Source organism: Nocardia niigatensis NBRC 100131, from assembly GCF_000308655.1.
Lineage (GTDB): Bacteria > Actinomycetota > Actinomycetes > Mycobacteriales > Mycobacteriaceae > Nocardia > Nocardia niigatensis.
In genome coordinates this window covers 22,528-48,526 of record NZ_BAGC01000054.1, presented here as the reverse complement: position 1 = coordinate 48,526, position 25,999 = coordinate 22,528, and the positions used below count along the sequence as shown (strand labels likewise).

Annotated in this window: 26 protein-coding genes; 9 read left to right on the top strand and 17 right to left on the bottom strand. The window is 70.0% G+C overall.

From position 1 onward, the window contains the following. Positions 1-31: 31 nt before the first annotated feature. Positions 32-799, top strand: coding sequence for an ABC transporter ATP-binding protein (locus ON33_RS26010; RefSeq protein ID WP_040861718.1), 768 nt, complete (start codon positions 32-34; stop codon positions 797-799). Then, positions 784-2,355, top strand: coding sequence for a hypothetical protein (locus ON33_RS26005; RefSeq protein WP_040861717.1), 1,572 nt, complete (start codon positions 784-786; stop codon positions 2,353-2,355). Before ON33_RS26010 ends, ON33_RS26005 begins: the two co-directional genes overlap by 16 nt. 32 nt (positions 2,356-2,387) lie before the next feature. Here ON33_RS26005 and ON33_RS26000 read toward each other — a convergent pair whose 3' ends face one another. Then, positions 2,388-3,515, bottom strand: coding sequence for a GDSL-type esterase/lipase family protein (locus tag ON33_RS26000; RefSeq protein WP_040861773.1), 1,128 nt, complete (start codon positions 3,513-3,515; stop codon positions 2,388-2,390). A 110-nt stretch (positions 3,516-3,625) separates the two neighbouring features. On the opposite strand from ON33_RS26000, the gene ON33_RS25995 reads away from it, so the two are divergent. Both ON33_RS25995 and ON33_RS25990 read left to right on the top strand, forming a co-directional pair. Then, positions 3,626-4,099, top strand: coding sequence for a MarR family winged helix-turn-helix transcriptional regulator (locus ON33_RS25995; protein WP_040861716.1), 474 nt, complete (start codon positions 3,626-3,628; stop codon positions 4,097-4,099). Positions 4,100-4,201: 102 nt separating this feature from the next. Continuing rightward, a complete protein-coding gene (locus ON33_RS25990) occupies positions 4,202-5,044 on the top strand; it encodes a patatin-like phospholipase family protein (RefSeq protein WP_040861715.1) in 843 nt (280 codons plus the stop codon). An 11-nt stretch (positions 5,045-5,055) separates the two neighbouring features. Here ON33_RS25990 and atzF read toward each other — a convergent pair whose 3' ends face one another. The 5 genes from atzF to ON33_RS25965 are packed head-to-tail and all read right to left on the bottom strand — an operon-like array spanning position 5,056 to position 11,678. Further along, on the bottom strand, positions 5,056-6,774 hold the full coding sequence (gene atzF / locus ON33_RS25985) for an allophanate hydrolase (protein WP_083869310.1): 1,719 nt from the start codon (positions 6,772-6,774) through the stop codon (positions 5,056-5,058). Continuing rightward, on the bottom strand, positions 6,713-8,701 hold the full coding sequence (locus ON33_RS25980; RefSeq protein ID WP_040861772.1) for a 5-oxoprolinase/urea amidolyase family protein: 1,989 nt from the start codon (positions 8,699-8,701) through the stop codon (positions 6,713-6,715). Before ON33_RS25980 ends, atzF begins: the two co-directional genes overlap by 62 nt. Before the next feature lie 20 nt (positions 8,702-8,721). Further along, complete coding sequence (locus ON33_RS25975; RefSeq protein WP_040861713.1) at positions 8,722-9,339, bottom strand: urea amidolyase associated protein UAAP2; 618 nt, start codon at positions 9,337-9,339, stop codon at positions 8,722-8,724. Beyond that, positions 9,336-10,082: a DUF1989 domain-containing protein gene (locus tag ON33_RS25970; protein ID WP_040861712.1), complete on the bottom strand. Its 747-nt coding sequence runs from the start codon at positions 10,080-10,082 to the stop codon at positions 9,336-9,338. Before ON33_RS25970 ends, ON33_RS25975 begins: the two co-directional genes overlap by 4 nt. Before the next feature lie 33 nt (positions 10,083-10,115). Further along, complete coding sequence (locus ON33_RS25965; protein WP_174391573.1) at positions 10,116-11,678, bottom strand: amino acid permease; 1,563 nt, start codon at positions 11,676-11,678, stop codon at positions 10,116-10,118. A 225-nt stretch (positions 11,679-11,903) separates the two neighbouring features. On the opposite strand from ON33_RS25965, the gene ON33_RS25960 reads away from it, so the two are divergent. Continuing rightward, positions 11,904-12,599 (top strand): TetR/AcrR family transcriptional regulator, encoded by a 696-nt coding sequence (locus ON33_RS25960; RefSeq protein WP_040861710.1) that lies wholly within the window; start codon positions 11,904-11,906, stop codon positions 12,597-12,599. A 6-nt stretch (positions 12,600-12,605) separates the two neighbouring features. Here the strand turns inward: ON33_RS25960 and ON33_RS25955 are convergent, their stop codons facing one another. Further along, complete coding sequence (locus ON33_RS25955) at positions 12,606-13,928, bottom strand: TerD family protein (protein ID WP_040861771.1); 1,323 nt, start codon at positions 13,926-13,928, stop codon at positions 12,606-12,608. Between the two features lie 174 nt (positions 13,929-14,102). On the opposite strand from ON33_RS25955, the gene ON33_RS25950 reads away from it, so the two are divergent. Continuing rightward, entirely contained in the window at positions 14,103-15,737 is a 1,635-nt protein-coding gene (locus tag ON33_RS25950) for an MFS transporter (protein WP_051152812.1), read from the top strand. Here ON33_RS25950 and ON33_RS25945 read toward each other — a convergent pair. The 5 genes from ON33_RS25945 to ON33_RS25925 form a co-directional block, all read right to left on the bottom strand. Then, positions 15,725-16,213, bottom strand: coding sequence for a hypothetical protein (locus ON33_RS25945; RefSeq protein ID WP_040861709.1), 489 nt, complete (start codon positions 16,211-16,213; stop codon positions 15,725-15,727). The genes ON33_RS25950 and ON33_RS25945 overlap by 13 nt on opposite strands. A 118-nt stretch (positions 16,214-16,331) precedes the next feature. Further along, positions 16,332-16,727 carry an NUDIX hydrolase gene (locus tag ON33_RS25940; RefSeq protein ID WP_040861708.1) on the bottom strand — a complete coding sequence of 132 codons (396 nt, stop codon included), beginning with the start codon at positions 16,725-16,727 and terminating at the stop codon, positions 16,332-16,334. Between the two features lie 34 nt (positions 16,728-16,761). Next, positions 16,762-17,199 carry a hypothetical protein gene (locus ON33_RS25935; protein WP_245550711.1) on the bottom strand — a complete coding sequence of 146 codons (438 nt, stop codon included), beginning with the start codon at positions 17,197-17,199 and terminating at the stop codon, positions 16,762-16,764. Positions 17,200-17,368: 169 nt separating this feature from the next. Then, positions 17,369-17,899: a hypothetical protein gene (locus ON33_RS25930; protein ID WP_040861706.1), complete on the bottom strand. Its 531-nt coding sequence runs from the start codon at positions 17,897-17,899 to the stop codon at positions 17,369-17,371. Further along, the gene (locus ON33_RS25925) at positions 17,896-18,081 is read right to left on the bottom strand and encodes a hypothetical protein (protein ID WP_040861705.1); all 186 of its coding nucleotides are present in this window, start codon (positions 18,079-18,081) and stop codon (positions 17,896-17,898) included. The genes ON33_RS25930 and ON33_RS25925 overlap by 4 nt, the downstream gene beginning before the upstream one ends. 88 nt (positions 18,082-18,169) lie before the next feature. Here ON33_RS25925 and ON33_RS25920 point away from each other — a divergent pair, with 88 nt between their 5' ends. Beyond that, entirely contained in the window at positions 18,170-19,534 is a 1,365-nt protein-coding gene (locus ON33_RS25920) for a serine hydrolase domain-containing protein (RefSeq protein ID WP_040861704.1), read from the top strand. A 103-nt stretch (positions 19,535-19,637) separates the two neighbouring features. On the opposite strand, the gene ON33_RS25915 is transcribed toward ON33_RS25920, so the two are convergent. The 5 genes from ON33_RS25915 to ON33_RS25895 all read right to left on the bottom strand — a co-directional run bounded on the left by ON33_RS25915 (position 19,638) and on the right by ON33_RS25895 (position 23,315). Beyond that, positions 19,638-20,435, bottom strand: a complete 798-nt coding sequence (locus ON33_RS25915) for a family 1 encapsulin nanocompartment shell protein (RefSeq protein ID WP_040861703.1) — start codon at positions 20,433-20,435, stop codon at positions 19,638-19,640. A gap of 38 nt (positions 20,436-20,473) precedes the next feature. After that, positions 20,474-21,514, bottom strand: coding sequence for a Dyp-type peroxidase (locus ON33_RS25910; RefSeq protein ID WP_040861702.1), 1,041 nt, complete (start codon positions 21,512-21,514; stop codon positions 20,474-20,476). Positions 21,515-21,576: 62 nt separating this feature from the next. After that, positions 21,577-21,903, bottom strand: a complete 327-nt coding sequence (locus ON33_RS25905) for a cupin domain-containing protein (protein WP_040861701.1) — start codon at positions 21,901-21,903, stop codon at positions 21,577-21,579. 105 nt (positions 21,904-22,008) lie between these two features. Beyond that, positions 22,009-22,512 (bottom strand): dihydrofolate reductase, encoded by a 504-nt coding sequence (locus ON33_RS25900; protein ID WP_040861700.1) that lies wholly within the window; start codon positions 22,510-22,512, stop codon positions 22,009-22,011. Continuing rightward, positions 22,509-23,315 (bottom strand): thymidylate synthase, encoded by an 807-nt coding sequence (locus ON33_RS25895; protein WP_040861699.1) that lies wholly within the window; start codon positions 23,313-23,315, stop codon positions 22,509-22,511. The genes ON33_RS25900 and ON33_RS25895 overlap by 4 nt, the downstream gene beginning before the upstream one ends. Before the next feature lie 20 nt (positions 23,316-23,335). Here ON33_RS25895 and cobF point away from each other — a divergent pair, with 20 nt between their 5' ends. Then, positions 23,336-24,100 (top strand): precorrin-6A synthase (deacetylating), encoded by a 765-nt coding sequence (gene cobF, locus ON33_RS25890; RefSeq protein WP_040861698.1) that lies wholly within the window; start codon positions 23,336-23,338, stop codon positions 24,098-24,100. 130 nt (positions 24,101-24,230) lie between these two features. Continuing rightward, positions 24,231-25,841 carry an AMP-binding protein gene (locus ON33_RS25885; RefSeq protein WP_040861697.1) on the top strand — a complete coding sequence of 537 codons (1,611 nt, stop codon included), beginning with the start codon at positions 24,231-24,233 and terminating at the stop codon, positions 25,839-25,841. The last annotated feature ends 158 nt before the right edge of the window (positions 25,842-25,999 follow it).

The window sequence follows — 25,999 nt, the reverse complement described above, 5'->3', positions numbered from 1 at the left end:
GGGCGGTATGCGGGGGCTCCGAGGAGGGCATATGACTGTCGACGGACGACCGGCGCTGGAACTGGACGGGCTCTACAAGAAATTCGGCGGACCCTGGGTGGTCGAGGGGGTGAGCCTGTCGGTGCCGCCCGGCTCGTTCTTCGGGCTGGTCGGGCCGAACGGCGCCGGAAAGACGACGACGCTGTCGATGGCAGTCGGCCTGCTGCGACCCGATCACGGCGCGGCCCGGATCTTCGGGCACGAGGTGTGGTCGGATCCGGTCCAGGCGAAGACCGTGGTCGGGGTGCTGCCCGACGGCCTGGCCCTGCCGGAGCGGCTCACCGGCCGAGAGTTGTTGAACTTCACCGGATTACTGCGCGGCATGGACAAGGCGACCGTGGTCGGACGCGCCGACGAGCTCCTGCATGTCCTGGAACTCGACGGCGCGGAAAACACTGTGGTGGTGGACTATTCGGCCGGCATGCGGAAGAAGATCGGCCTCGCCACCGCCCTGCTGCACGCACCCAAGCTGCTGGTGCTGGACGAACCGTTCGAGGCGGTGGATCCGGTGTCCGCGAGCACCATCCGCACCATCCTGCAGCGATTCGTCGCCGCGGGCGGATCGGTGGTGCTGTCGAGTCATGTGATGGCCCTGGTGGAATCCATCTGCGACCGCGTGGCCGTGATCAACCGCGGCCGGGTGGTGGCGGGCGGCACCCTGGCCCAGGTGCGCGGCGAGGGCACCCTCGAAGAGGCGTTCGTGCGGCTGGTCGGCGGACGCGTGGGCGGCGAGGAGGGGCTGTCGTGGTTGGCGTCCTGATCCGCATGCGATGGCGCATCACCGCGCGGCACATGCGGGAAGGCCGTGCGGCACTGAACTTCTGGATCGGCACCTGCTTCGGCCTGATCGCCGCGGTCGCCACCGCGCTGATCATCGCCACCGCGCACCAGACCGTGCACGGGGGAGTGACGGTGGCGGCGGCCCTGTTCGGCGCCTGGACCCTCGGCTGGATCTGCGGCCCGATCCTCACCGGCAGCAGCGACGAGACCCTGCAACCCGAGCAATTCCGCCTGCTGCCCTTGACGACCCGGCAACTGGCCTACGGGCTCGGCGCGGCCGCCTTCGCCGGACCCGCCGCCATGGTCAACCTGATCGCCTTCGGCGGCCTGGTCCTGCTCGCCGCGCCGGTCGGCCCGGGCGCCACCGCGATCGCGGCCCTCGGCACGGTCCTGCACCTGGTTTTCGTGGTCCTGCTGTCGCGGGTCGTGGTGGCCTGGCTCGGCGCGGCCATGCGTTCCCGGCGCGGCAAGGACCTGGGCGTGCTCTTAGCCGCTCTGATCGGACTCGCGTATTACCCACTGAACCTGCTGATCTCGGCGGTCGGCCCGAAACTGGAGAGCGACCACAGCGGCCTGTCGGTCACAGTGCGCGCGATCCCGTCGGGCTGGGCCCCCTATGCCGTCGAGACGGCGGCCCGCGGCGAATACCTGCTCGCCCTGCTGCCGCTGCTGGGCCTGGCGCTGCTGTCACTGATCCTGTGGCAGTCCTGGGCGGTCCTGCTGGAGCGTCGCCTCACCACCCCGGCCGCGGCCGCCGGCCAGGTGGTCGACACCGGCGGTGGCATGCTCGACCGTTTCGTCCCCGCCACCGCGGTCGGCGCGGTCGTCACCAAGGAACTGCGCACCTGGTGGCGGGACGGCCGCCGCCGCGCCGCCCTGATCCCGTTGCTGCTCATCGGTTTCGTGCTGCCGATCTTCCTGTCGCTGCGCAACGGCGGCGGTACCGGAACCATCCCGTTCTCGGGCGCTTTCGTGGTGTGGCTGGCCACCATGTCCAGCACCAACCTGTACGGGTTCGACGGCACCGCGATCTGGCAGACCCTGGTGACTCCCGGCGCCGCCCGCGCCGATGTGCGCGGCCGCGCCTACGCCTGGCTGATCCTGGTCGCCCCGCCGTCGGTGCTCGCCACCCTCATCCTGCCCGGCGCGCTCGGCCGGCCGAACCTGTACGCGTGGGCGCTGTCGACGCTGCCGGTGCTGCTCGGCGTCGGCGCCGGGGCCGTGGTGTTCCTGTCCACGCACGCCGCCTTCGCCCTGCCGCCGCAGCGCGGCAATCCCTTCGCGGGCTCGGGCAATCCCGGCTGTATGAAGCTGCTCATGCAACTCGCGGTGGGCGTGGTGCAGTTGCTGGCGGCCGCTCCGGTGCTCGCGATCCTGGGAACTGGTGTGGCACTCCATAATTCCCTGATGCAGTGGGCGGCGCTGCCCGTCGGCGTGCTGCTCGGCGGGGTGGCCGCGGCACTCGGAATTCGCTGGGCGACCACCCGGTTGGAGGCTCGTGGGCCGGAGCTTCTGGCCGAGGTGAAGCCGCGCTGACCCGCCCGGCCGTGCCTGCCCTGACCGGCTGCTCACTGGAAGGCCGGCGGCAGCGCGGTGAGATCCACCGCCGCCGCCATGGCCCGGGCCCCGTCGTCATTGAGATGCATGCCGTCGCCGCTGTCGAACTCGGGCCGGATGGAGTCCGGATCCGCCGGATTCTCCACGGCCGCGGCCACATCGAAGACGGCGTCGAACACCGTGGTGGTGCGCAGCCACTCGTTCACCGCCCGCCGCACCGGAATGCCCTCGGCCACGGCCAGACCCGGGTAGACGGCGCCGCCGAAGGGCCCGATGGTGTTGGCGTAGATCGGCAGTCCGGCGGCGTGCGCCCGCCCGGCCAGCGCGGTGAAGCCCGCGATCAGCGCCTCGGCGGTCGCGGTGCCGGCCAGGATCAGGTCGTTGATGCCGAAGTTGGCCCACACGGCCGCGACCCCCGGCACCGACGGCACGTCCCGCTCGAAGCGGGCCAGCCCGTGCTCGCCGATCTCGTCGGTGAGCAGCCGGTTGCCGCCGATGCCCTGGTTGACGGCCCACCCGGCGGCCAGCCGGTGGTTCAGCTCGTCCACCGACCGCCGGTTAGCGCCGTGCGTCGAGCCGAAGCCTTCGAACCACGAGTCGCCGAAGGCCACCAGCACCGGAACGTCTGAGTCGACGGCGACGTCGATTCCGGTGAGGAAGAACCGCGACGCGGTCTCCTCGGCGTCGGACGGTGCGATGTCGCCCGTCCGATCGCCGGCGCCGATCCAACTGGTGTCGACCGGGAATTGCGCGAACGCGGGCAGCGCGGGTTCGGGCAGGTAGACACTGAGCGCCAGCTCGGTGCCGGCCTCGACTGCCAATGCGATCGGGTCGCTGACGAGATCGGCCCCGGCCGGGATCCGGGTGGACGCCGACCCCGCGAACCGGATCTCGGTATCGGTCTCGGGCACGATCTCGCCGCCCGTCTTGCGCACGGCGATCCGTGCCGCGCCGATCACCAGCGCGTCCGTGCCGTAGCGGTTGGTCAGTCGCACCCGCAGCCGCGACCCGCCACCGGCCACGCGCACCACCTGTCGCACCGTCTCGCCGGCGAAGGCCCGCGGTTCGGCGAGCTTGATCTCCTCGGCCGGATTCACCAGCGGCGCACGGAATCCCGCCACCCAGCGCTCGGTCGTCATCGGAACCTCCATGTAGTTGCAGTGCGGAATATTGCGTCAGCAACAAGATATCGGAAATGTTCCGCGTGTCAACTATCCGCACAGAAACCATCTGGTCTAGGCTGCTCACCGTGGATCCCAAGCATCTCTTCGACGACCCCAGGCTGACCGCGATCGGCCTGCTCTACGAGGCGCACGACGGGCTCATCGCCCGGCTCGAGGAGACCTGGAAGAGCAATGGTCTCTCCGGGCTCGACCTGAATGCCCTGATGCGCCTGAGCCGGTCACCCGGCCGCAAGCTGCGCATGACGGATCTGGCCACCCAGACCACCCTGTCCACCTCCGGTGTCACCCGGCTGGTGGATCGCCTGGAGCGCAACGGCTTCGTCCGCCGCGAGGCCGACCCCGCCGACCGGCGCAGCTCCTACGCGGTGCTCACCGCCGCCGGCGCCACCCGCGTGGCGCGCGTGCTGCCCGCGTACCTCGACGGCGTGGACCGCTGGTTCACCGGCCTGCTCAGCCCCGAGCAACTCGACCAGCTCACCACCGGCCTGCGCGTCATCCGCGACGCCACGAATCCCGACGCGACCCACGTCTCCGACTGAGCGAAGTGGAAATCGCGGCCATCGCCGCCGTTCCGCCGACCCAGCCGGTAGCTTTTCGAACCGCAGGGTGTCTTTTTTGAGCGGCAGGAAGAGGGAAAAGGTATGGCGACGGAACGCGCGCTGGTCATCGGCGGCGGAGGGGTGGCCGGAATCTCCTGGGCGACCGGCATTCTCGCCGGGCTGGCCGATGCCGGCGCGGATGTGACCGGGGCGGATCTGCTGCTCGGCACCTCCGCCGGGGCCAATGTGGCCGCTCAGGTCGGCAGCGGGGTCGATCTCACGGAACTGGTTCGGCGGCAAGTGGATCCGACGGTGCAGAGCCGCGAGATCGTGCCGTCGATGGAGAAGTTCGCCGGACTGTGGGAGATGCTGGCCGCCATCATCGAGGAACTGCAGGTGGATTCGGTCGAGCGCCGGCGGCGCATCGGCGCGCTCGCATTGCGCGCCGAGTCGGTCCCGGAGTCGGAGCGGCGGGCCGTCATCGAGACCCGGCTGCCCGTGCACGAGTGGTCCGGCCGGGACCTCCGGGTCACCGCGGTGAACGCCGAGACGGGCGAGCTGCGGGTCTTCGACAAGGACTCCGGTGTCGCCCTGGTCGACGCGGTGACCGCGAGCTCCGCGGTGCCGATGGTGTGGCCGTGCGCCACGGTCGACGGCGCGCGCTACACCGATGGCGGGGTCCGGACGTCGGTGAACGCCGACCTGGCCACCGGTTACGCCCGTGTGCTGGTGATCGCCCCCATGCCGGACGCCGAGCTCGAGGCCCAGGTGGCGGGTCTGGCCGCGGCCGGCGCCCGGGTCGAGGTGATCGTCCCGGACGAGGCGGCCACCGCGGCGTTCGGTCTCAACCCGCTCGACACCGCCACCCGCGTCCCGTCGCTGGAAGCCGGTCGCGCCCAGGGCAAGGCGGACGCGGACCGCGTGCTGGCGCTCTGGCAGGACTGACTAACCGATCCTCAGCCCACGGCCCCGGCCGCCAACGCCGCCCGCCAGCCACCGTATTCGCTGATGTCCTTGGCGGATTCGGCGGCGGCGCCGGTGCAGCCGAACCCGGTGTGCCAGGTGCCGTCGGCGAGTTCGACGGCGCCCAGTTGCATGGGGGTGGGCAGGGCCGCGAGGAAGCGGCCGAGGGCGGCGGGGGACAGCCGCCAGCGCTCCCCGGCCACCGTGACACCGGATTCCGTTGCGGGGACCGGGGTTACGGCCGGTTTGGGCGGCACCGTGTCGAGCACGCCGAGGCGATAGCGCGGTGCGGTCTCGACCGGTCCGCCCCAGCGGGCGCCCAGGTCGGTCAGCTGCGGTTCGAGCGGCTGGCCGCGCAGATGCGCGCCGAAGACGACAAGCTCGTGCGTGGCCGCGACCGTCGCGGGCCAGCACGGCTCCCCGGGATCGAGCGGCGTATCGGTGATCAGGGCGGCGATATCGAGCGCGACGGCGTCCTCGAAGGCGCGGGCCAGCACGGTCACGCCGAAGTGCGGCTCGTCCGTGGGGACCGCGACCGCGCAGAGGTCGAAGAGATTACAGAAGTTGGTGTAGGTGCCGAGTCGCGCATTGACGGCGACCGGATCCGCGGCGACCTCGGCAATGGTGGGGTGAATCGGCGCGGTCGGGGTCAGCAGCGCATCCGCGCCCGCGAGGCTCGCCATGGCGGTGGCCCGCAGGCGTGCCAGCGCGGCCAGGTCGGTGACCAGCCGATGCGCGGGAAGCTCGCGGGCGGCGCCGATGATGGATCCGACCGTGGGATCGACCGATTCGGGGTGCGCGTCGACGAATTCGCCCACCGCTGAATAGCGTTCGGCGACCAGCGCGCCGTCGTACAGCAGTTTCGCGGCGGCCAGGAAGGGCCCCGGATCGACTGCCACGATGGTCGCGCCGCGATCGCGCAATCGGGCGACGGTCCGCTCGAAAGCTTTGTGCCACAGCGGGTCCAGGTCGGGTAGCGCATTGAATACCGCGATCACGGGCTGCGGCGGCGCGGCCAGGCGGGTGTCCGCCGGCCATGGCCGATGCGGCGCGCCGGCGGCCATGACGCCCATGGCCCGATCGGCCAGGCGCAGATCGGCGGCGAAGATCGTCACACAGTCATAGGAGCGGCAGGCGGGTACGACGCCCTCGGTGGAGATCACGCCAATAGTGGGCTTGATACCGACCAGGCCGTGGAACGCGGCCGGAACGCGCCCGGATCCGGCTGTATCGGTCCCGATGGCGATATCGGCCTGCCCGGTCGCGACCGCCACCGCGGACCCGGAACTCGAACCGCCCGAGACATATCCGGGCCGCGGCGCGTTCTCGACGACGCCGTAGGGCGAGCGAGTACCGACCAGCCCGGTGGCGAACTGATCGAGATTCGTCTTGCCGACCACGACCGCACCGGCGGCCCGCAGCGCCGCTACCGCGGGCGCGTCCCGCTCCGGCGAGTAGGCGAAGTCGGGGCAGGCGGCGGTCGTCGGCAGGCCGGCCACATCCACATTGTCCTTGACGGCCAGCCGCACGCCTGCGAGAGGACCGGTGGCAGTTGCGATTTCGCCGTCCACATCGGCGTCCGGGCGGTGGTGGATCCACACGGTCATGGGGTCTCCTCGGGCTGGGGATGGAACACGACGGCGGAGGCGTTCAGGGTGTTTCGGCGAGTTCGCCCGCCTCGCGCCAGGAATTGCGTTCGGCGGCGAAGGCATCGGCCTGGCGGGCCCGGAACTCTTCGATGGATGCGGCGTTGTCCGACAAGAACTTCCGATAGTCGACCAGCCGGAACTCGCCGTCCTCGGCCAGCAGCTCGCCGCGGCCCGCGGCGGTGTCGGCGCGCAGGTCCAGCAGTTCCCCGGCGCTCACCGGATACCAGCTGATGCGGTCGAAATACCGCAGCAGCCAGGGGTCTTCGCCGATCCCGCTGGAGCGGTGGTTCCACACCTGGGTGGTGCGCCCGACGAACTGGTAGCCGCCGGGACCCTCCATGCCGTAGATGCAGAGGTAGGCGCCGCCGATGCCGACGGCGTTCTCCGGCGTCCAGGTGCGGGCCGGGTTGTACTTGGTGGTGACCAGCCGGTGCCGGGGATCGGTGGGGGTGGCCACGGGCGCGCCGAGGTACACGTCCCCCAGACCGAGGACCAGGTACTCGGCCGCGAACACGGTGTCGAAAACCTCGTCCACGGAGGCCAATCCGTTCATCCTGCGGATGAACTCGATATTCCACGGGCACCACGGGGCGTCCGCGCGGACGCCGTGCATGTAGCGGGTGATGGCCTCGCGGGTAGATGGGTCGTCCCAGGACAGCGGCAGCCGTACGGTGCGGCTGGGGACCACCAGTTCGTCGGCGGGCGGCAGTTCGGACTCCACCTCCGCGAGCAGGCCCAGCAGGCTTCGGGTGGGCAGGCGGCCCGGATCATGGCGCACCTGCAGCGATCGCACGCCCGGGGTCAGCTCGGTGATCCCCGGCTCGGACCGTTCCAGCAGCGCCTGGTGCAGGGCGTGCACACGGGCGCGCAACTCCAGATCCAGTGTCATATCGCCGTATTCGACGAGCAGGCCGTCATTGCCCGCGCGCCGGTAGGTGACCGCGGTGTCCGCGCCGTCGCGGCGGGCCAGGACGCCGTCGTCACCGTCTCCGCCCGTGGACAGCACGACCGGCCAGGCGGCCCGGCGCCCGGCCCCGAGCTCCCGCAGCGAGGCCGCGTGATCGGCGCGGACCGGGACGAAGCGCACGCGGTCGCCCGGCGTGAGCTGGCCCAGCTTCCAGCGTTCGGCCGCCACCACGGTGACCGGGCAGACGAAGCCGCCCAGGCTGGGGCCGTCCGGGCCCAGCAGGATCGGGGTATCGCCTGTGAAATCCAGTGCGCCGACGGAATACGCGTTGTCGTGGATGTTGGACGGGTGCAGTCCCGCCTCGCCGCCGTCCCGCCGCGCCCACTGGGGCTTCGGGCCGATGAGCCGCACCCCGGTTCGGTCGGAGTTGAAGTGCACCTCGTAATCGGTGCCGAGGATGGTGTCGAAGTCGGCGCGGGTGAAGAACTCCGGCGCGCCGTGCGGTCCCTCGGTGACCGCCAGTTCCCAGCGCCGGGTCAGCACGGGCTGGTCGTCGCCGGTCACCCCGGCCGTCACCCGCCCGGGCGTCCCGAGCGTGAACTCGTCGCCCGCCGTCAGCGCCCGGCCGGTGCCGCCGCCGAACTTGCCGAGCGTGAAAGTCGAACGGCTGCCGAGGTATTCGGGCACCTCGATGCCGCCGGCCACCAGCAGATAGCACCGCATGCCCGGCCCGCGCACCATGCCGATGTCCAGTACGCCGCCCGCGGGCACCAGCACGCTGCGCCACTGCCGCACCGGACGGCCGTCCACGGTGACCGGGACCGGCGCACCGGTGACGCACACCCAGGTGGCGGCGTCGAAGCGCAGCGCCGGGCCACCCAGGGTGCACTCCAGCCCGGCCGCGCCCTCCGGATTGCCGAGCGCGCGATTGCCGAGCCGGAACGACAGGTCGTCCATCGGTCCGGACGGCGGCACGCCCACATGCCAGTAGCCGACGCGGCCCGGCCAATCCTGCACGGTCGTCTGCATGCCCGGCCGGACGACCTCGAAAGTCACTGCGGCGGAAGGGCGCTCGATCGCCATGAGCTCCGGCAGCACGGCGGTCATCGGGTCACCACCATGCGGACCGGCGTGGGCTCGAAGCCATTGCAGGGATTGTTGATCTGCGGGCAGTTCGAGACCAGCACCAGGGTGTCGGTCTCGGCGCGCAGCGTGATCGTCTTGCCCGGCGCGGACAGGCCGTCCACGATGCCCAGCGTCCCGTCGGCCTCGACCGGAACGTTCATGAACCAGTTGATGTTCGACACCAGATCCCGCTTGCCCAGACCCCACTTCAGGCCCTCGGCCAGGAAGTTCTCCACGCAGGCGTGCTGATGGCGGGTGTGGTGGCCGTAGCGGAGGGTGTTGGACTCCTGCGAGCACGCGCCGGCCACGGTGTCGTGATTGCCGACCTCGTCGGCGACCACCGTCATGAGCGCGGTGCCCGCCTCGGTCAGCAGGACGCTGCCGGTGGTCAGGAAGATATTGCGCTGGGCCGTGATCGTGGCCTGCGCGCTGTAGCGATCGGTGTGGTCGGCCGCGTTGTAGAGCAGGCAGTCCACGGCCTGATTGCCGTGCAGATCGATGATCTCCAGCTGGTCACCGGCGTGCACCACGGCCGACCAGGGGGCCCGGGCGGGGACCGTCTCGTCGAGGACGACGGTGCGGGTCGGGGTGGTCATGCGCGGGCCTCCAGAGTGCGTGCGTGCCAGTCCTGTTCGGTGTTCTCCACCGCGCGCAGGTATTCCGGGTCGGTATTGGGGGTGAGCGACAGTTCCGCGGGCGCGGCCCAGGCCACCAGGTCGAGCTCGGTCGGGGGAGCGGAGTCCAGCGGATGTTCCGCGTTGGCGACCAGCAGCGTCACCGGCAGGTGCACGAGCAGGTCGACCGCCGCACCCGCCCCCGCGCCGCCGGTCACGGTCAGCGCGCCGTCCGCTGCCACCCGCACGCCCCGGAAGAACGACACCGTCGGGCCGATGTCGCGGGGCTCCAGCCCCTGCTTCACCCCGGCCAGCCGCAGCCGGTCCCGGGCGACGGGAGATGGGCCGCACAGGGTGTCGTGGTGACCGGACGTATCCGCGACCACCGTGGCCAGCACCCGGCCCTGATCCGACAGCAGCGGATGCCCCGTGCCCAGGTAGGCCTGCCACGGCACCTTCACCGTGTCCGCGACATTGAGCCGCTCCCACGGGGAGTCGGCCCGCAGCAGCAGCACGTGCGCGCACGCCGCGCCGTCCGGATCCAGCAGCCGCACCCGGGTGCCGCGCGCCAGCACGACATTCGCGTAGCCGCCCGCCGGAATCCGTTGCGCGACACTGATCCGCGCGGGATCGACGCCGACGGGCAGCGCGGGTCCGCTCAGCGGAGCGGCCGCCGCCTGCGAGCGCGCGTGCGCCCGGGCATCGGTGGTGTTGGCCGTGGTCATGGGAAACGTCCTTCCTCGGAATCTCGTGGGAGCTCAGGCGATCTGGGGCACTGGCTCGGTGACGGGCGACGGCCGGGCCGGGGTGACGAACCGGTGCACCACCGCGCCGACCGCCACGGTGAGCAGCACGAACAGCGGTGCGGCCCAGAGCATCCACCAGCCGCCGCCGGTCGGGGTGTAGACCTCGGCGCGCGGCCAGGCCAGGTTCACCGCCATGGCGATGCCCCATACCACGGCCAGCGCGTTGACGGCGATGCCGAAGCGGCCCAGCGCGAACAGCTTCGTGCCCGCGGCGTCACCGGCGATATCGGCGGGCCAGCCCTTGATCCGGCGCACCAGTAGCGGCACGGTCACCAGCAGATAAGCCAGGTAGAGCATGACGATGCAGACACTGGCCAGCGTCGCGAAGATGGCGGCATTGCCCAGGTTCACCACCAGCAGGCCGATACCCAGCACGCCGATCACCACCGCAGGCCACACCGGGGTGCCGAAGCGCGGATGCACCCGCGACAGCGGTCCGGAGAACGGCAGCCGGCCGTCGCGCGCCATCGAGAACAGCAGTCGCGAACCCGCCGTCTGAATCGCCAAGGTGCACACCGTGATCGCACACGCCACACACGCCAGCACCACCTTGCCGGGGACAGTGGTCAGTTTCGCCTCGATCACGTAGGCGAGCCCGCCGCCGGCCAGCGAGCCGTCGGTGAGGCTCGGCGCGGCCATGAGCGCGCCCAGCAGAATGAGCCCGCCGCCCAGTGCGGAGACGGCCAGGGCCGACAGAATGGTGCGCGGCGCGACGTGCCGCGGATTCTTGGTCTCCTCGGAAAGCTCACCGGCGGAATCGAACCCGACCATGACGTAGGCGGCCATCAGCCCGGAGGCCAGGAAGGCGGCCCAGTACGGGCCGGCCGCGGCCTGATCGGTGTGCGTGACCACGCCCGGCCCGCGATCGGTGTGGGTGAAGAACACCGCGATCACCGCGGCGACGCCGACGATCTCGATGGTCACCCCGAGCGAGTTGATGCGGGCCATCCAGTCGATGCCGACCACATTGATCAGCGTCGTGATCACGAGCAGCGCGCTGCCCAGCAGTACCGCGTTCGAGGCCCCGTCGCGGGAGGTGAGGTCGCTGTTCGTGCCGATGAGCTGGAACCCGGACCAGATGGCCGGCAGCACCACCTGCAGCGCGATCGCGGCCGCCGCGGCGGTGACGATCTGGGCGATGACCATCATCCACCCCGCGAACCAGCCGACCACCTCCCCGGCCAGCCGCCGCGACCACTGGTAGATGCAGCCCGAGATCGGGTAGCGCGCGGCCAGTTCCGCGAAGTTCAGCGCCACCAGGAACTGACCCGCGAACACGATCGGCCAGGTCCAGAAGAAGGCCGCGCCACCGAAGGAGTAGCCGAAGCCGAAGAACTGGAAGATCGTCGTCAGGATGGAGACGAAGGAGAATCCGGCCGCGAAGGAGGCGTAGCGGCCCAGCTTGCGATGCAGCACCGGCTGATAGCCGAATCGCGCCAGATCGGCGCTGTCCGTGGCGGTTTCGGCATCGTAAGCGCTGGTGACGGCGCTGCCGGGCGAGGATTGGGGGAGGATGGCGTCGGCGGAGGCAACCATGGCGGTGAGTCTTTCGCGAGGCGAATATCTATCGATTGAAAGTTTTGCGGTCGCGATCGCGGCTGAGATGACGTCGTTGTATCGGTCAGATGGCCCGCCGTAACTTCTGTATTGCCGGTATTTCTGTCGAATGACAGAAATCTCACCCCGCAGGTCGGCAACGTGGGGGGGAGATGGTTAGCGCGGGTAAGACAGAATGGCAGGGTGACCCAACTCGGACCCGGCCGGCCTCGTCTCGCACCGCGCCGGCGCGCAGGCCAGACGCCGCGCGCCGAAATCCTCGACGCCGCCGCCGAGTTGTTCACCAGTCACGGCTACGGCAATACCTCCACCCGCGCCGTCGCCGACGCCGTCGGCATCCGGCAGGCCTCGCTGTACCACCACTTCGCCGCCAAGGACGACATTCTCGACGCGCTGCTCGCCGAAACCGTCACCACGCCACTGGAATTGGCGAGCGCCCTGGCCGGGCAGCCCGAACCCGCCGTGGTGCGGCTGTACGCGCTGGCCTGGTACGACGTCACCCAGTTGTGCGCCAGCCGCTGGAACCTCGGCGCGCTGTACCTGCTGCCGGAACTGCGTAGTGAACGCTTCGCCCGCTTCCGGGAACGCCGCGACGAACTGCGCGGGCACTACGAAACGCTGTCGGCGGCCGTCATCGCCGAGGCGGCCGGCGCACCCGGGGCCGTCCTCGCCGAGGCCGGTGCGGTGGCCGGGGCCGAACTGCTGCCGTTCCGGCTCGTCGAGTCGGTCATCAATATGCGCTCCGACGAGGGCGCGGCGCCCGAATATGCCGGGCAGCTCATTCCCGACGCCATCCTGCGGCTGCTCTGCTGGTCCGGCTCGCTGGCCGAAACCCGGGTCGCCGCATTGGAATTGGCGCGGCGACTCGCGCCCGAGTGAACCGCGTCAGGACTTGCCCTTCGAGGTGCCCCACTTGAGGCCCCAGTTGTAGGCCTGATCCACCGCGAGCTTGCCCCAGAACCGCCGGCCCTCCGGCGGTCGCACGAACCGGCCCTCGCGCCGCACCACCAGCTCGCCGTTGATGTTCTCGATCAGCGCCAGCACCATCTCGCGCGAATCATCGTGGCAGCCGCCGACTTCCATCTCGATGGGCGGCGTGTTGCGCGGGAAGAGGGTCGCGGTGGCGTGCACACCGCGGAAGTCCTGCGCGCCCTCGTAGAGCGAGGCGAACACCAGGATGCGGCGGAAGTCCGCGATGTGATCGAGGTTGATGGACAGGTTCTCGCCCACCGCGCTGCCGCCGGTGCGATCGTCGCGATCCAGGGCGATGAACGGCGGCTTGTACAGATCGCCGAAGGTGTCCAGCGCGCTCACACAGCCCCTCGACCCGTCCGACAGCTCCCAGAACGCGCACAGATCGAGATCGAGCCCGCCGTTCGCGCGCTTGCGCCCGAACAGCCCACCCGAACTCGGCACCGACCAGTTCAGGTTCACCCGCATGATGCCGCCGGTCGCGCCCTGCTTGGTCAGCGAGACGGCAGGAGCTTCCTTGGTGAGCGAGATCTTGCCCAGATTCACCCGGGGTGCGGGCATCGGCGGAGCGAGGGCGGGCGGTACGGGGGCGGGCGGTGGCGGGGCGACCGGCTGCTGGAAGCCCGCGACCGGCGGCGGAGCGACGGGCTGCGGGAACGTGACCGGCGACGGGACCGTTTGGACCGGGGCGGCCGACTGCGGCGTATTCGGCTGCGGGGCAGGTGCTTCGTCGACCGAGATGCCGAAATCTGTTGCCAGTCCGGCCAATCCGGAGTCGTAGCCCTGGCCGACCGCGCGGAACTTCCAGCCGCCGCCGCGACGGTACAGCTCGCCCAGTACGAAGGCGGTCTCGGAGGTCGCGTCGCTGCTGTCGAAACGGGCCAGCTCCTGGCCACCCATGTCCACCAAACGCACGTGCAGGCCCCGGAATTGGGCGAAGGTGCCGCCATCGGCGGAGGCCGCCAGCACGATGGCGTCGATCTGCGGTTCCACCTGGCCCAGGTGCACCGAGAGGGCGTCCACGATCACCGGTCCGGTCTGCTTGCCGTGGTGGCGGACCGCGCCCGAGGCGTGCAGCGGCTGGTTGTAGAAGACGAAATCGGCGTCCGAGCGCACCCGGCCGCTCGACAGCAGCAGTGCGGAGGCATCGGCGTCGGGAACCCCGGGTCCCGACTGCCACCCCAGCTCGATCCGAACCTCGGACACCGCCACCGGAACGTTGGAACCCTTCATCATCGACACAGGTTCCAACGTATCCGATTCGGACATCCGCTGTTCCAGGGTCACCGGTCTGCAAATGTTCGGCTGTCCAGACGCCTCGACATACACTGTTCAACGGACAATCGGCGCATAAGTGGCCAACGGACTATCGGACTCTTCGGACGGCTCTAGAGCGGCGGGAGTGACGAAATGACGGAAACGCAGCTCGACCCTGGGCGCAGGAAGTGGGTCACCCTCGGTGTCCTGGCGCTGGGACTGTCCATGGTGGTGCTCGACGGCACCATCGTCGCGGTCTCCTTGCCCGTCATCATCGACCAATTGCAGCTGAATTTCTCTCAGGCGCAGTGGATCAACAGCATCTACGCGGTCGTGCTGGCCGCGTTGCTGATCACCAGCGGCCGCCTCGGCGACCGGCTCGGGCGGCGCAGGATGTTCGCCCTCGGCGTGGTCATCTTCCTGATCGGCAGCGTGCTCTCGGCGCGGGCGCACAGCCCCTGGCCGCTGATCCTCGGGCGCGTCGTGCAGGGCGTCGGCGCCGCCGGGGTCATGCCCGGCACGCTGGCCACCATGAACGCCCTCTTCCGGGGCCGCGACCGGGTGATCGCGTTCGCGGTCTGGGGCTCGGTCATATCCGGCGTCGCCGCCATCGGCCCGCTGCTGGGCGGCTGGCTCACCACCTACTTCACCTGGCCGTGGATCTTCCTGGTGAACCTGCCACTGGGCGCGGTGGTGCTGATCGGTCTGGCGCTGTACGTGCCGGAAACCCGTATGGGCAAGGCCGCGCCCGGCCTGGACGTGGATGGGTTCCTGCTCAGCGCAGCGGGTTTCGCGCTGCTGGTGTTCGCGCTCATCGAAGGGCAGACCTACGGCTGGTGGAAGCCGCTGCGGGAATTCCCGCTCGCCGGGTGGAACTGGCCGGCCTCCGCGCCCCTCTCGCCGATCCCGATCCTGCTGGCGCTCGGCGTGCTCGCGCTCTACCTGTTCTACCTGTGGGAGAAGCACCGCAATACGGTCGGCCGCTCCGCGCTGCTGGATCCCGCGCTGTTCCGGATACCCAGCTTCCGGTGGGGCAATATCACCGCGTTCCTGGTGGCGCTGGGCGAATTCGGGCTCCTGTTCGTGCTGCCGCTGTTCATGGTGAACGTCCTCGGCCTGTCCACCCTCGGCGCGGGCTATGTGCTGGCCGCCATGGCGGTCGGCGCCTTCCTGGCCGCGGGCCTCGCCGAGGGGCTGGTGCGCCGGTTCGGGCCGGTGCGAGTGGTGCAACTGGGTCTCGCCTTGGAGGCCGTCGCCGTGGCCCTGGCCGCCCTGTTCGTCACCCCGCACATCTCCGGCTGGTGGCTGGCGGTGCTGCTGATCGGGTACGGCGTCGGGCTGGGCATGGCCTCGGCACAGCTGACCGGGACCGTGCTCGCCGATGTGCCGACGGGGAATTCGGGCCAGGGCTCGGCCACCCAGTCCACCGTGCGGCAGGTCGGTTCGGCCTTCGGCACCGCGGTCATCGGTGCGCTGCTGTCGGCGGCGCTGGCCCACGATCTGCCCAGACGGCTCTCGAGTGTCCCCGATCTGCAGAAACCCGCCGCCGACACCCTCGCGACCGCGACCCGGCAGTCGGCCGGCGGGGCCATCTCCAGCCTGCGGGACCAGCACGGCGCCGCGGCCATCGTGGACGCGCTGAGCCGGGCCTTCACCGACTCCACCCGGACCACGCTGCTGGCCGCGGCACTGTTCCTGGTGGTCGGGCTGGCCTCGGCCGCCCTCATCCCGAACCGGCCCTATACCGCGGCCGCCGAGGACGGGGGCGGGGACGCTCAGAGCAGCTGACCGTCGAGACACATCCCCGACGAGCGGGTCGACGTCTTCGGTTGCACCACACCGGGATCGAAGGTCCACTGCGAGACCGGGCCCGCCGACTTCCAGAGCAGTCCGCCGCTGGTCGGGACGGCCTCGAAGACATCCCCGACACCGGGAATCAGCTGATCGCCGACACAGTAGTCGTCGTAGTCGGTGCCGGGCTGGCGCGCCCCGGCACTGAAGCGACCGGCCGGACTGCCGTCCGCGCCGGGATTCGGCACGGTGCTCGCGGCCGCCGCGCCGCCGCGGTACCAGTGCGGGCCGGCCGCGTCGCTGCCGCAGGTGAAGGCCGACCCGCCCGCCACCACCCGGGAGCCCTGCGGGTGCGCGCCGCCCGCCCACAGGCAGTCGGCGCTGGAGTCGAAACGGGTGTCCGCCACGGTGCCGAAGCCGAGGCCACCCGCGGCCATCACGGCCGTCGCGAGCAGGATAAGCGGTTTGATCACTGCAATCACCCTTGATTCGGTGCGATCCGGAATCCGGACCGGCGCATCTCGGGGGGCGCGGATCCGGTTGGCGTAGTTGCCATTCAGGAATAGCGCGGGTGGTTACAGCGCGGCGAGGTCAGTCGATCAGGCCGAGGGCGTGCAGCCGCCGGAAAACCAGCAGGGAGCCGGGCGCGACCGCGTCCATGGCGGCGTACTCGCCGAGGGTGAACCAGCGCAGCTCGGCGATCTCGCCGGAGGCGCGCGGCTCGTCGGTCAGTTCGCCGAGGAAGCAGGTCATGTGCAGGCGGGTGCCGGGCGCGTGCCCGTAGGCCTCCGCCTCGAACACGCCCAGTTCGCTGACGCCGGTCGCGCCCACACCGAGTTCCTCGTGAATCTCCCTGTGCAGGGCCATCTCCGGGGTCTCACCCGGATCGATCTTGCCGCCCGCCATGTAGAAGACGTCCTTGCCGGTGGACCGGGTCTGCAACATGCGACGATCCCGGATGTGCGCCAGTGCCGCGGTGTGAATCACCGTCCCACCCTAGCCAGCCGGGGTCGCGCGGAGGTCAGCAGGCGACGGTCTGCAGCCGCCGGTCGGCGGCGCCGACGGCGCGCACGGCCGCGGCGATGGCGACCACGGGCGGCACCCAGCGCGCCTCGTGGGGCATGACGCTCCAGGCGATGCCGCGGCCCGGCTGTGGCAGCGCGACCCGGTCCCCGTCGGTGTAGACGGTCGCGCCCGCCGCGCGCAGGCCCTCGATGGCCCGCGCGGCCTTGGCCGCGCCGACGACCAGATGGATTTCCCGCCGCTGCGGACCCGGGACCTCGATGACCGGACCCGAGAGATTGTTGGACCGCAGGTACCGGCGCACTCCGGCTGCGACGGATCCGGTGAGTTCGATGGCCGCGATCTGCTCATCGGTGATCAGGTCGACTCCATCGCCGTTCGACTCGATCGTCCATCCGTACCGGCGAAAGTCCTCCGCCACAACGCTCAACGCCACGATTCTCACCCTCACACCTGCTGCTGTGCGTCCGATCCGCCGTAGCTGTGAGGTTCCGTAGAGGACGCTGCGATCACCAGCTACACAAGGATTCTGGGGTTCTGACCGGGGCGTCTGCATCGTCCTGTGGTCGCCGCCGTCTCAGGGTGATCCCCTAGGTGCGCGGGTTTCAGCGGGTGGGCGGGGCGATCTTCCAGTGGCGCCGTAGGGCATCGGCGATCTCCGGGAGGATGGTCACCGGAATCCGCTTGTGCCGCAGTATGGTTCGAATCTCCTCGACCTGTTCGCGTTTGCGCATGTCGTAGGCGTTGGCGATGGGCCGCTCCACCGGCGGGATGGACAGCAGCACCAATTCCTGATGCCGCTCGTCACCGCCGTTGAGATCCAGCGCGAGGGTCCAGCGGCTCTTCTCGTCCAGCGCGAACCGGCCGGCCACCACCCGATCCCACGCGACCGTCGCGGACCCCCACGGCGTCCGCCGCACGATCGACTCCTCGGTCAGTTCCACGCGGTCCCGGCCGAACAGCGCGACCAGCAGGGCGACCGCACCGGCCGCACCGAAGAACAGGCCGGTGAACACCCGGTTCAGCCCGAACACCGCGACCGTGCCCGCGCAGACGACGGCCACCACGAGCACGCCCGTGGCCATGTACCCGGCCATCCGCCGCCCCGGCACCACGCCCGCCCGCACCATCGTCATCCACCTCCCGAAACCGACTGCCGGAAACCGTACCCGCCGCCGCGCTCCGCCGATGAATTCGGCGCGGCCGCGCCGCCCACGCCACCCGGACCGACCTGGGCCGCGCCGTCGGCGATCTCCTGGACTGGGATTCCGGGCCGCTCATGTTCGCGTTCCGGGACCCCGACGGCAACCGCGTCCACGTCATGCAGATAGGACGTTCAGTCCAGGCCCGATCCGGCCATCCGGCGGTAACCTACGGTGCCTCTGCTAGCGCCTTAGGAGCGACCCATGCCGCATGCCGCCGACCTCGAGCGCCGCCTGGCCGACTCGATCGAGGAGTACGGAGTCCCCGGCGCGCAAGTGGCGGTGCTGGTCGGCGGCGAGATCACCGACGCGGCGGCCGGGGTGCTGAACACCGCGACAGGTGTTGCGGCGACCATCGATTCGGTGTTCCAGGTCGGCTCGGTCACCAAGACCTGGACCGCGACGCTGATCATGCAGCTCGCCGCCGAGGGGCTGATCGAGCTCGATGCCCCCGTGCGGCGATACCTGCCCGAGTTCCGGGTGCACGACGAGGCGGCCGCCGCCGCCCTCACCATCCGGCAGCTGCTCTGCCACACCTCCGGCATCGACGGCGATCTGTTCCTCGACACCGGGCGCGGCGCGGACGCGGTGGAGAAGTTCCTGCCCGCCATCGCCGACGCCGGGCAGGTGCACCGGCCCGGCGACATGTTCTCCTACTGCAACAGCGGCTATGTGCTGCTCGGTCGCATCCTGGAAGTGTTGCGCGGCAAGCCTTTCGACGCGGTGTTGCGGGAACGGCTGGCGACCCCGCTCGGGCTGACCAGGGTGGCCACCGACGCCGACGAGGCGATCCTGTTCCGGGCCGCGGTCGGCCACCTCGAATCCGCGCCGGACACCGGCCCGGAACCCGCACCGGTGTGGGCGCTGCCGGCCTCCAACGCCCCGGCCGGGGCGCGGCTGGCGATGTCCGCCCGCGACCTGCTGGGATTCGCGCGACTGCATCTGTCCGGGGGGCTCACCGCGGACGGTGTCCGCGTCCTTCCCGAATCCGAGGTCCGGGCGATGACCCGGCCGCAGGTCGAGGTGCCCGATATCGGCTACGGCACGCACTGGGGCCTCGGGTTCCAGCTGTTCGATCCAGCCGGCAGCGGATTGTTCGGACACGACGGCAGCACCATCGGACAGAACGCCTTCCTGCGGATCGCGCCGGAGGCCGATGTCGCAGTTGCCCTGCTGGCCAATGGAGGTGACGCCTTCGCGCTCTATCAGGACCTGGTCGGCGATCTCCTGTGGGTGCACGCCGGTATCCGCCTGCCCGCCCGGCCGGTGCCGCCCGCCCGGCCGGAACCGGTGGACGCGGCGCGGGTCGGCGGGCGCTACCGCTCGGCCATGTACGAGCACGCCATCGACGTCGACGCGGCCGGCCGGGCCTGGTTGTCGACGACTCCCCTGACCGCGGAGGCCGCCCTGGTCTCCGCCCCGGACCATATGGAACTCGTGCACCTGCGCGCCGATGCCCTGATCGCCGCGCGCCCGGTCCGCGGCCGTCACGCCGTCTACGGCCTGATCGACGGGGACGGCGCTGTCCGCTACCTGCACACCAGCCGCGCGATGCCCCGCCAGCCGTAATGCCCTGCGCCGCCTGCGGTTTCAATACCACCGGCACCTTCACCCGGGGCTTCCGGCGGACACCACGCCGACGGAGTATCGAAACCGCTTCCGGATCAACTGATCACGCTTCCAGCGGCACCGCCGCCTCGGCGGTGTACACCAGGAACGTCAGGCTCTCCTGGAAGTAGAGCTGCACCGTCTCGGCATCGTGCGACAGATAGCCGATGGACAGGTCCTGGCCGATCTGCAGATCGAAATCGCCACCGCGCGTGGACAGCACGAACGCGCCGTCGATGGCGGGCGCCCAGATGATGTCACCGTCGATGAGCCGCTCGATGTGGGTGCGGATCGGGTGCCCGTGGTCGGAGGTCTCGCTCACCGCGGTGTACAGATCGGCCGACAGCAGCACCGAGTACGGCCCGTCCACACCCGCCAGCCGCAGCTTGCTCAGCGCCTGCGCCACCGCCTCCGGAGCCAGGCGCGGGTCGCCCGGCAGCTTCACCGGCTCGCACGAGGTGCTGGCCCGGACGCCGATGATCCCGGCCGCCGGATAACCCTCGAAAATGGCGCGGTCCTCGGCGAAGGCGATCTTCTTGGCCGCGGTCTTCACCGGATCCAGATCGGCGTCCCGCGCGCCGCGCTCGATATTGTCCAGCTCCTCACGGGAGAGCTCGAACGGAACCCGCAGCTCGACCAGCGGCAGCACCACGCGCTGGCGGGCCTGCACGCCGTCACCGGGGGAGGTGATGGTGCTGGTGCGGCCCAGCCCGGCGGCGGAGTAGTCGGCGCCGTGCGGGCCGGACAGATCGACCACGCGGCGACCGGCGATGTGCCGCTTGAAGGTTCGCGTCGCCTCCTCCTCGATGGCCGACCAGGCCACCGAGGTGATGGGCGCGAGTTCGCGATGCAGGTTGTTCATGCGTCAGCTCCTTCGGTTCAACGTTTCTCTAGCACCGGTCAGAGATCCCGGAGCGCCCCGATGCCGAGGGATCCTGTGTCCGATTTGCCCTCCGCTTCGCTTCCCCGCTCCAAGCGCGGGGAGGCGGAGCGCAGTCCAGAATCGAGCCGGGCCGCGAACGCGGCGGGCGCGTCGGGCAGCGCGTCGAAGAACCCGGCGGGCGGGGCGAAGAACGAGGTGCCGGTGATGGCGGTGGAGAAATCGAGGATGCGGTCGTACGCGGCGTCGGCGCTGCCCATGAACATGCGGATCAGCATGTTCTCGGTGATGGCCGGGTCGTCGGCGTAAGCGATGTAGTAGGTGCCGAATTCGCCGTCCTGCACCGAGCCGAACGGCATATTGGCACGCACGATATTGCCGATCTCGTCCTGATCGTTCACGGCCACATGCGAATTCGAGGGCTTCTCGGCCTCGGACAGCTCGAAGTCGTCGACTTTCGTTCGCCCGATCACCTTTTCCTGCTCGGTGGTCGACAGCGCCTTCCACGAGACCAGGTCGTGCAGGTACTTCTGCACGATGACGTAACTGCCACCGGCGAATTCGGGATCCTCGTCGCCCACCAGCGCGGCGGTGGCGGCGAGCTCACCCTCGGGATTCTCGGTGCCGTCCACGAATCCGAGCAGATCGCGCTGCTCGAAATAGCGGAAGCCCACCGTCTGATCCACGATGGTGGCCGCGCCCGAAAGCCGCTCGGCGATCTTCATCGCCAATTCGAAGCAGGCGTCCTGGGCCTCGGCCTTGAGATGGAACAGGAGGTCACCCGGTGTGACCGGGGCCTGATGCTTCTCGCCGGCGAATCCCGGAAACTCGTGCAGCTGTGCGGGTTTCGGCCCGGAGAACAGGCGGTCCCAGGCGGCGGACCCGATGCTGGTGATGCACGCGAGGCCGGATCCGGGTATCCGGAATCCGACGGAGCGGCGCAACCCTGGCAGATCTGCGAGCAAATCCCGCGCCACCTGCTCGCCACCCTCGTCGATGGTGACGACGAGGAAGATCGCAGCCGGTGTGAGCGGGTCGAGGATCGGCTGTGGCTCACCCATGGGCTCAACCTTAGGCCCTGCCGCCGACCGCCGACCCGTCCGGTATGCCGTGTCTGCCTGGGCTACTTGGCGACGGTCAGCAGAAAAGCCACGTCATCCACGGCTTTCACGCTGTGGCGAGCGTTGGGGATCACAATCAGGTCACCGGCCGAGCCCTTCCACTCGTTGGTGCCACTGATCAGGACCAGCACCCCGCTCAGCACCAGGAGGGTCGCCTCGGCCGGATTCTCGTGCTCGGCCAGTGTCTGTCCCGCCGTCATCGCGATGACCGTCTGGCGCAGGCTGTGGGTATGGCCGCCGTAGATGGTCAACGAACTGCGCCCGCTCGAGGCGGCGGACGCCAGTTTCAGTTGCTGGCGAGCAACCGCGGTCAGCGATTTCTTGTCCATGGACTGCCTTTCGCCGGAGTATCGCTGAGTATGCCGGACGCGCCCGGGCCGATCGGCGGTTTCGACGCAGTGTGTGCAGGAATTGCCGGATGCGGAATGCGCGCGTTATCGCGCACCAGGCGCGGCACGGCGATAACGGCGGAAGCGATACCGCAGACCGGTCGAGGACTCGCGCCAGTCGGCCGCGTCCGTCTGCCAGGCGCGGTCGATGGCGGGGGCCACAGTGTCGCCGTCGATTTCCGCGTCGATCTCGGTGACCATCAGCTCGGTCGCGAAAGGCATTGCGGCACGGTAGATCTCGCCGCCGCCCATGATCCACACCGACTGCTCGCCGGTCATCTGCAGGGCCTCGGCCAGCGAGCCCGCGCGTTCCGCCCCGGTCGCGGACCAATCGGCCTGCCGGGTCACGACGATATTGCGGCGGCCGTCGAGCGGACGGAAACGCGCCGGCAGCGAATCCCAGGTCTTGCGGCCCATCACCACCGGATGCCCGAAGGTGACCTCCTTGAAATGCGCCATGTCCTCGGGCACTCGCCACGGAATCGTGTTGTCCCGCCCGATGATTCCCTTCGGCGTCTGCGCCCAGATCAGCCCGACAGTCCGGTTCACACCGCCACCGGGGCCTTGATGGCCGGATGATGCTGGTACCCCTGGATTTCCACGTCCTCGTATCCGTAGTCGAACAGGGTGGGCGCGGGCCGCAGTTGCAGCGTAGGGAACGGGTAGGGCTCGCGGCGCAGCTGCTCGCGCACCTGCTCCACGTGATTGTCGTAGATGTGCACATCGCCGCCGGTCCAGATGAAGTCGCCGGGCTGCAGCTCGGTCTGCTGGGCCACCATGTGGGTCAGCAGCGCGTAGCTGGCGATATTGAACGGCACGCCCAGGAACAGGTCCGCGCTGCGCTGATACAGCTGGCACGACAGCTTGCCGTCGGCCACGTAGAACTGGAAGAAGGCATGGCAGGGGGCCAGCGCCATCTTGTTCAGCTCGGCCACGTTCCATGCCGAGACGATGATGCGCCGGGAATCCGGATCGGTGCGCAGCGTCTGCAGCACCTGCGAGATCTGATCGATGTGGGTGCCGTCCGGGGTCGGCCACGACCGCCACTGCACGCCGTAGACCGGGCCCAATTCGCCCTGTGCGTCGGCCCATTCGTCCCAGATGGTGACGCCGTGCTCATGCAGCCACTTCACATTGGAGTCGCCGCGCAGGAACCACAGCAGCTCGTAGACGATCGACTTGAGATGCACCTTCTTGGTGGTGATCAGCGGAAAGCCCTGGGAGAGGTCGTAGCGCAGCTGGTGCCCGAAGATGCTGCGGGTGCCGGTTCCGGTCCTATCCGCCTTGGGGGTGCCGGATTCCAGCACCAGTCGGAGCAGGTCCTCGTACTGGGTATCTCGGGCGCTCTCCACGCCTGGCAAGCTTACGCACCGTGCGGAAGTTGTTTGTGATCGGAATCGGGGCGGGGGACCCGGACCAGGTGACGGTGCAGGCCATCAAGGCGATGTGCCAGGTAAACGTGTTTTTTCTCATCGGCAAGGGGGCCGAGAAGCAGGAGCTGACCGAGGTGCGGTCGGCCATCCTGACCGAGTACGCGCGCCAGCCGCACTCGATAGTAGAGATCGCCGACCCGCCGCGCGACCGGAGCGTGCCCGCGAGTGGCGCGGACGCCGTCTACCAGGGCGCGGTCTCGGACTGGCACGAGGCGCGGGCCGAGCTGCTCGAGCGGGCCTTCGCCGAAACCGACGGCGTGGGCGGCATTCTCGTGTGGGGTGACCCGTCGCTCTACGACAGCACGCTGCGGATCGTGGAACGGGTGCTCGAGCGCGAGCGCATCCACTTCGACTACGAGGTGATCCCCGGCATCACCAGCGCGCAGTCGCTGGCCGCCGCGCACCGCATCGTGCTGCACGAGATCGGCGAGCCGCTGCACATCACCACCGGGCGGCGACTGCGCGAGGAGGGACTGATTCCGGGGCAATCCACGCTGGTGATGCTGGACGGCGAGTGCTCGTTCACCCAGGTGCCGGGCGATGACGTCTACATCTGGTGGGGCGCGTACGTGGGGATGCCCGACGAGGTGATCGTCGAGGGCCCGCTGCGTGTGGTCGAGGGCCGCATCGCCCGCCGGCGTGCGGCGCTGCGCGAGGCCAAGGGCTGGATCATGGACATCTATCTGCTGCGGCGGTCGCTCTAGCGGGATCCGGGCGCGGCGCGCGAGCCTATTGACGTTTACTGGCGAAGCGTCAATAGTCGGGTCGACGGTGTAGCGGGGGTCACAGCCCGAGGTTGGAGGGCTGTGACCCCCTCGCGTGTGGAGGTACTGCATGACAACCCCGATCCAACGGGCCGGACAACTCCGTGACGAGTACGGCGCGGCCGACGCGAACGCGGCCGAGCTGCTGTGCGACCGGCATCCCGCCGAGGCGGTCGCCTTCACCTTCGCGCAGCCGGACCTGTCCAGCGTCGACGTGACCTTCGGCGAACTCCGGGAGAAATCCGAGCGGGTCGCCGCCGCGCTCACCGAACTCGGTGTGGGCGAAGGGGATCGGGTCGCCACCCTGATGGGCAAGTCGCAGGAGCTGGTCGTCGCGCTGCTGGCCGTCTGGCGGCTGGGGGCGGTGCACGTGCCGCTGTTCACGGCCTTCGCTCCGGGCGCGATCGCCATGCGGGTTACCGGGAACGGCACCAAGTTCGTCATCACCGACGGGGCCCAGCGGGACAAGCTCGCGCCAAGCGCCGACCTGCCGGCCGAGCGCGACTGGCGAATCATCACCACCGGCGCGCCCGAGGGCGACGACGTGGCCTTCGCCGATCTGCTCGAAAACACCGGTCCCGCACCGAAATCCGTCGCCATCGGCGGCGACGGCGTACTGGTCGAACTGTTCACCTCCGGCACCACCGGCAAACCCAAGGCCGTGCCCATGCGGCTGGGCGGCATGGCCGGAGTGGTCATGTACCTCGAGTACGGCATCGACTACGCCGACGGCGACGTGTTCTGGAACATCGCCGATCCCGGCTGGGCCTACGGGCTCTACATCGCCATCCTCGCGCCGATGGCGACCGGCAAGCGCAGCCTGCTGGTGTGCGCGCCGTTCGATCCCGCCCTCACCTGGCGAGTGCTCGCGCACTTCGGCGTCACCAATTTCGCTGCCGCGCCGACGGTCTACCGCGCCCTGCGCCACACCCCGATCCCCGAAGGCGTGTCGCTGCGCCGGCTGTCCTCCGCCGGGGAGCCGCTCACGCCCGATGTCATCACCTGGTCGAAACAGGCGCTGGGACTGGAGATCCGCGACCACTACGGCCAGACCGAGACCGGCATGACCGTCGTCAACGCCTGGCATCCGGACCTGATCGCCGACATCAAGATCGGGTCCATGGGGCACCCGACGCCCGGCTACACCGTCGAGATCCTGAGCCTGGACTCCGAGGAACCCGCCCCGCCCGGCGAACCCGGCCGCGTGGCCATCGCCACCTCCAGCCCGCTGCTCACCTTCCGCGGCTACCGCAATGCCCCCGAGGCCAGCGCCGCCCGCTTCACCGCAGACGGTCAGTGGTACCTGACCGGCGATGTCGCCTCCCGCGACGCCGACGGCTACCTCACCTTCGCCTCCCGCGACGACGACGTCATTCTCATGGCCGGCTACCGCATCGGCCCCTTCGAGGTGGAAAGCGTTCTCACCGAACATGATTCGATCTCGGAGGCGGCGGTCATCGGCGTCCCCGACGAACTGCGCGGTGAGGTCCTGATCGCGGTCGCCGTGCTCGCCCCGGGCGTCGACGCCGACGACACCCTGACCGCCGACCTCCAGCAGCTGGTGAAGACGAAGCTCGCCGCCCACGTCTACCCGCGCCGCATCCACTTCGTCCCCGAGCTCCCGAAGACACCCAGCGGCAAGGTCCAGCGCTTCCTGCTGCGCGAGCGCTTCCGCGAGTGAGGCTCTCGGCGGACGGCCGAGCCGGTCGGGCATCGCGACCCGCCGGGCCTTGTAGCGGCGGGCGGGTCCTGAGCCGGGCCTTGTAGCGGCGGGCGGGTCCTGAGCCGGGCCTTGTAGCGGCGGGCGGGTCCTGAGCCGAACCTTGTAGCGGCGGGCGG

Excerpts from the sequence above, each read along its gene's own strand:
- ON33_RS25920 (WP_040861704.1), top strand. The coding sequence starts at position 18,170 with ATGCCGCATGCCGCCGACCTCGAGCGCCGCCTGGCCGACTCGATCGAG.
- ON33_RS25955 (WP_040861771.1), bottom strand. The coding sequence starts at position 13,928 with ATGATGAAGGGTTCCAACGTTCCGGTGGCGGTGTCCGAGGTTCGGATC.
- ON33_RS25980 (WP_040861772.1), bottom strand. The coding sequence starts at position 8,701 with ATGGCGATCGAGCGCCCTTCCGCCGCAGTGACTTTCGAGGTCGTCCGG.
- ON33_RS25910 (WP_040861702.1), bottom strand. The coding sequence starts at position 21,514 with ATGGGTGAGCCACAGCCGATCCTCGACCCGCTCACACCGGCTGCGATC.
- ON33_RS25975 (WP_040861713.1), bottom strand. The coding sequence starts at position 9,339 with ATGACCACCCCGACCCGCACCGTCGTCCTCGACGAGACGGTCCCCGCC.
- ON33_RS26010 (WP_040861718.1), top strand. The coding sequence starts at position 32 with ATGACTGTCGACGGACGACCGGCGCTGGAACTGGACGGGCTCTACAAG.
- ON33_RS25915 (WP_040861703.1), bottom strand. The coding sequence starts at position 20,435 with ATGAACAACCTGCATCGCGAACTCGCGCCCATCACCTCGGTGGCCTGG.
- ON33_RS25930 (WP_040861706.1), bottom strand. The coding sequence starts at position 17,899 with ATGACGATGGTGCGGGCGGGCGTGGTGCCGGGGCGGCGGATGGCCGGG.
- ON33_RS25970 (WP_040861712.1), bottom strand. The coding sequence starts at position 10,082 with ATGACCACGGCCAACACCACCGATGCCCGGGCGCACGCGCGCTCGCAG.
- ON33_RS26000 (WP_040861773.1), bottom strand. The coding sequence starts at position 3,515 with ATGACGACCGAGCGCTGGGTGGCGGGATTCCGTGCGCCGCTGGTGAAT.
- ON33_RS25885 (WP_040861697.1), top strand. The coding sequence starts at position 24,231 with ATGACAACCCCGATCCAACGGGCCGGACAACTCCGTGACGAGTACGGC.
- ON33_RS25905 (WP_040861701.1), bottom strand. The coding sequence starts at position 21,903 with ATGGACAAGAAATCGCTGACCGCGGTTGCTCGCCAGCAACTGAAACTG.
- atzF (WP_083869310.1), bottom strand. The coding sequence starts at position 6,774 with ATGCCTTCGCCGCCGAACGCAATTCCTGGCGCGAGGCGGGCGAACTCG.
- ON33_RS25990 (WP_040861715.1), top strand. The coding sequence starts at position 4,202 with ATGGCGACGGAACGCGCGCTGGTCATCGGCGGCGGAGGGGTGGCCGGA.
- ON33_RS25950 (WP_051152812.1), top strand. The coding sequence starts at position 14,103 with ATGACGGAAACGCAGCTCGACCCTGGGCGCAGGAAGTGGGTCACCCTC.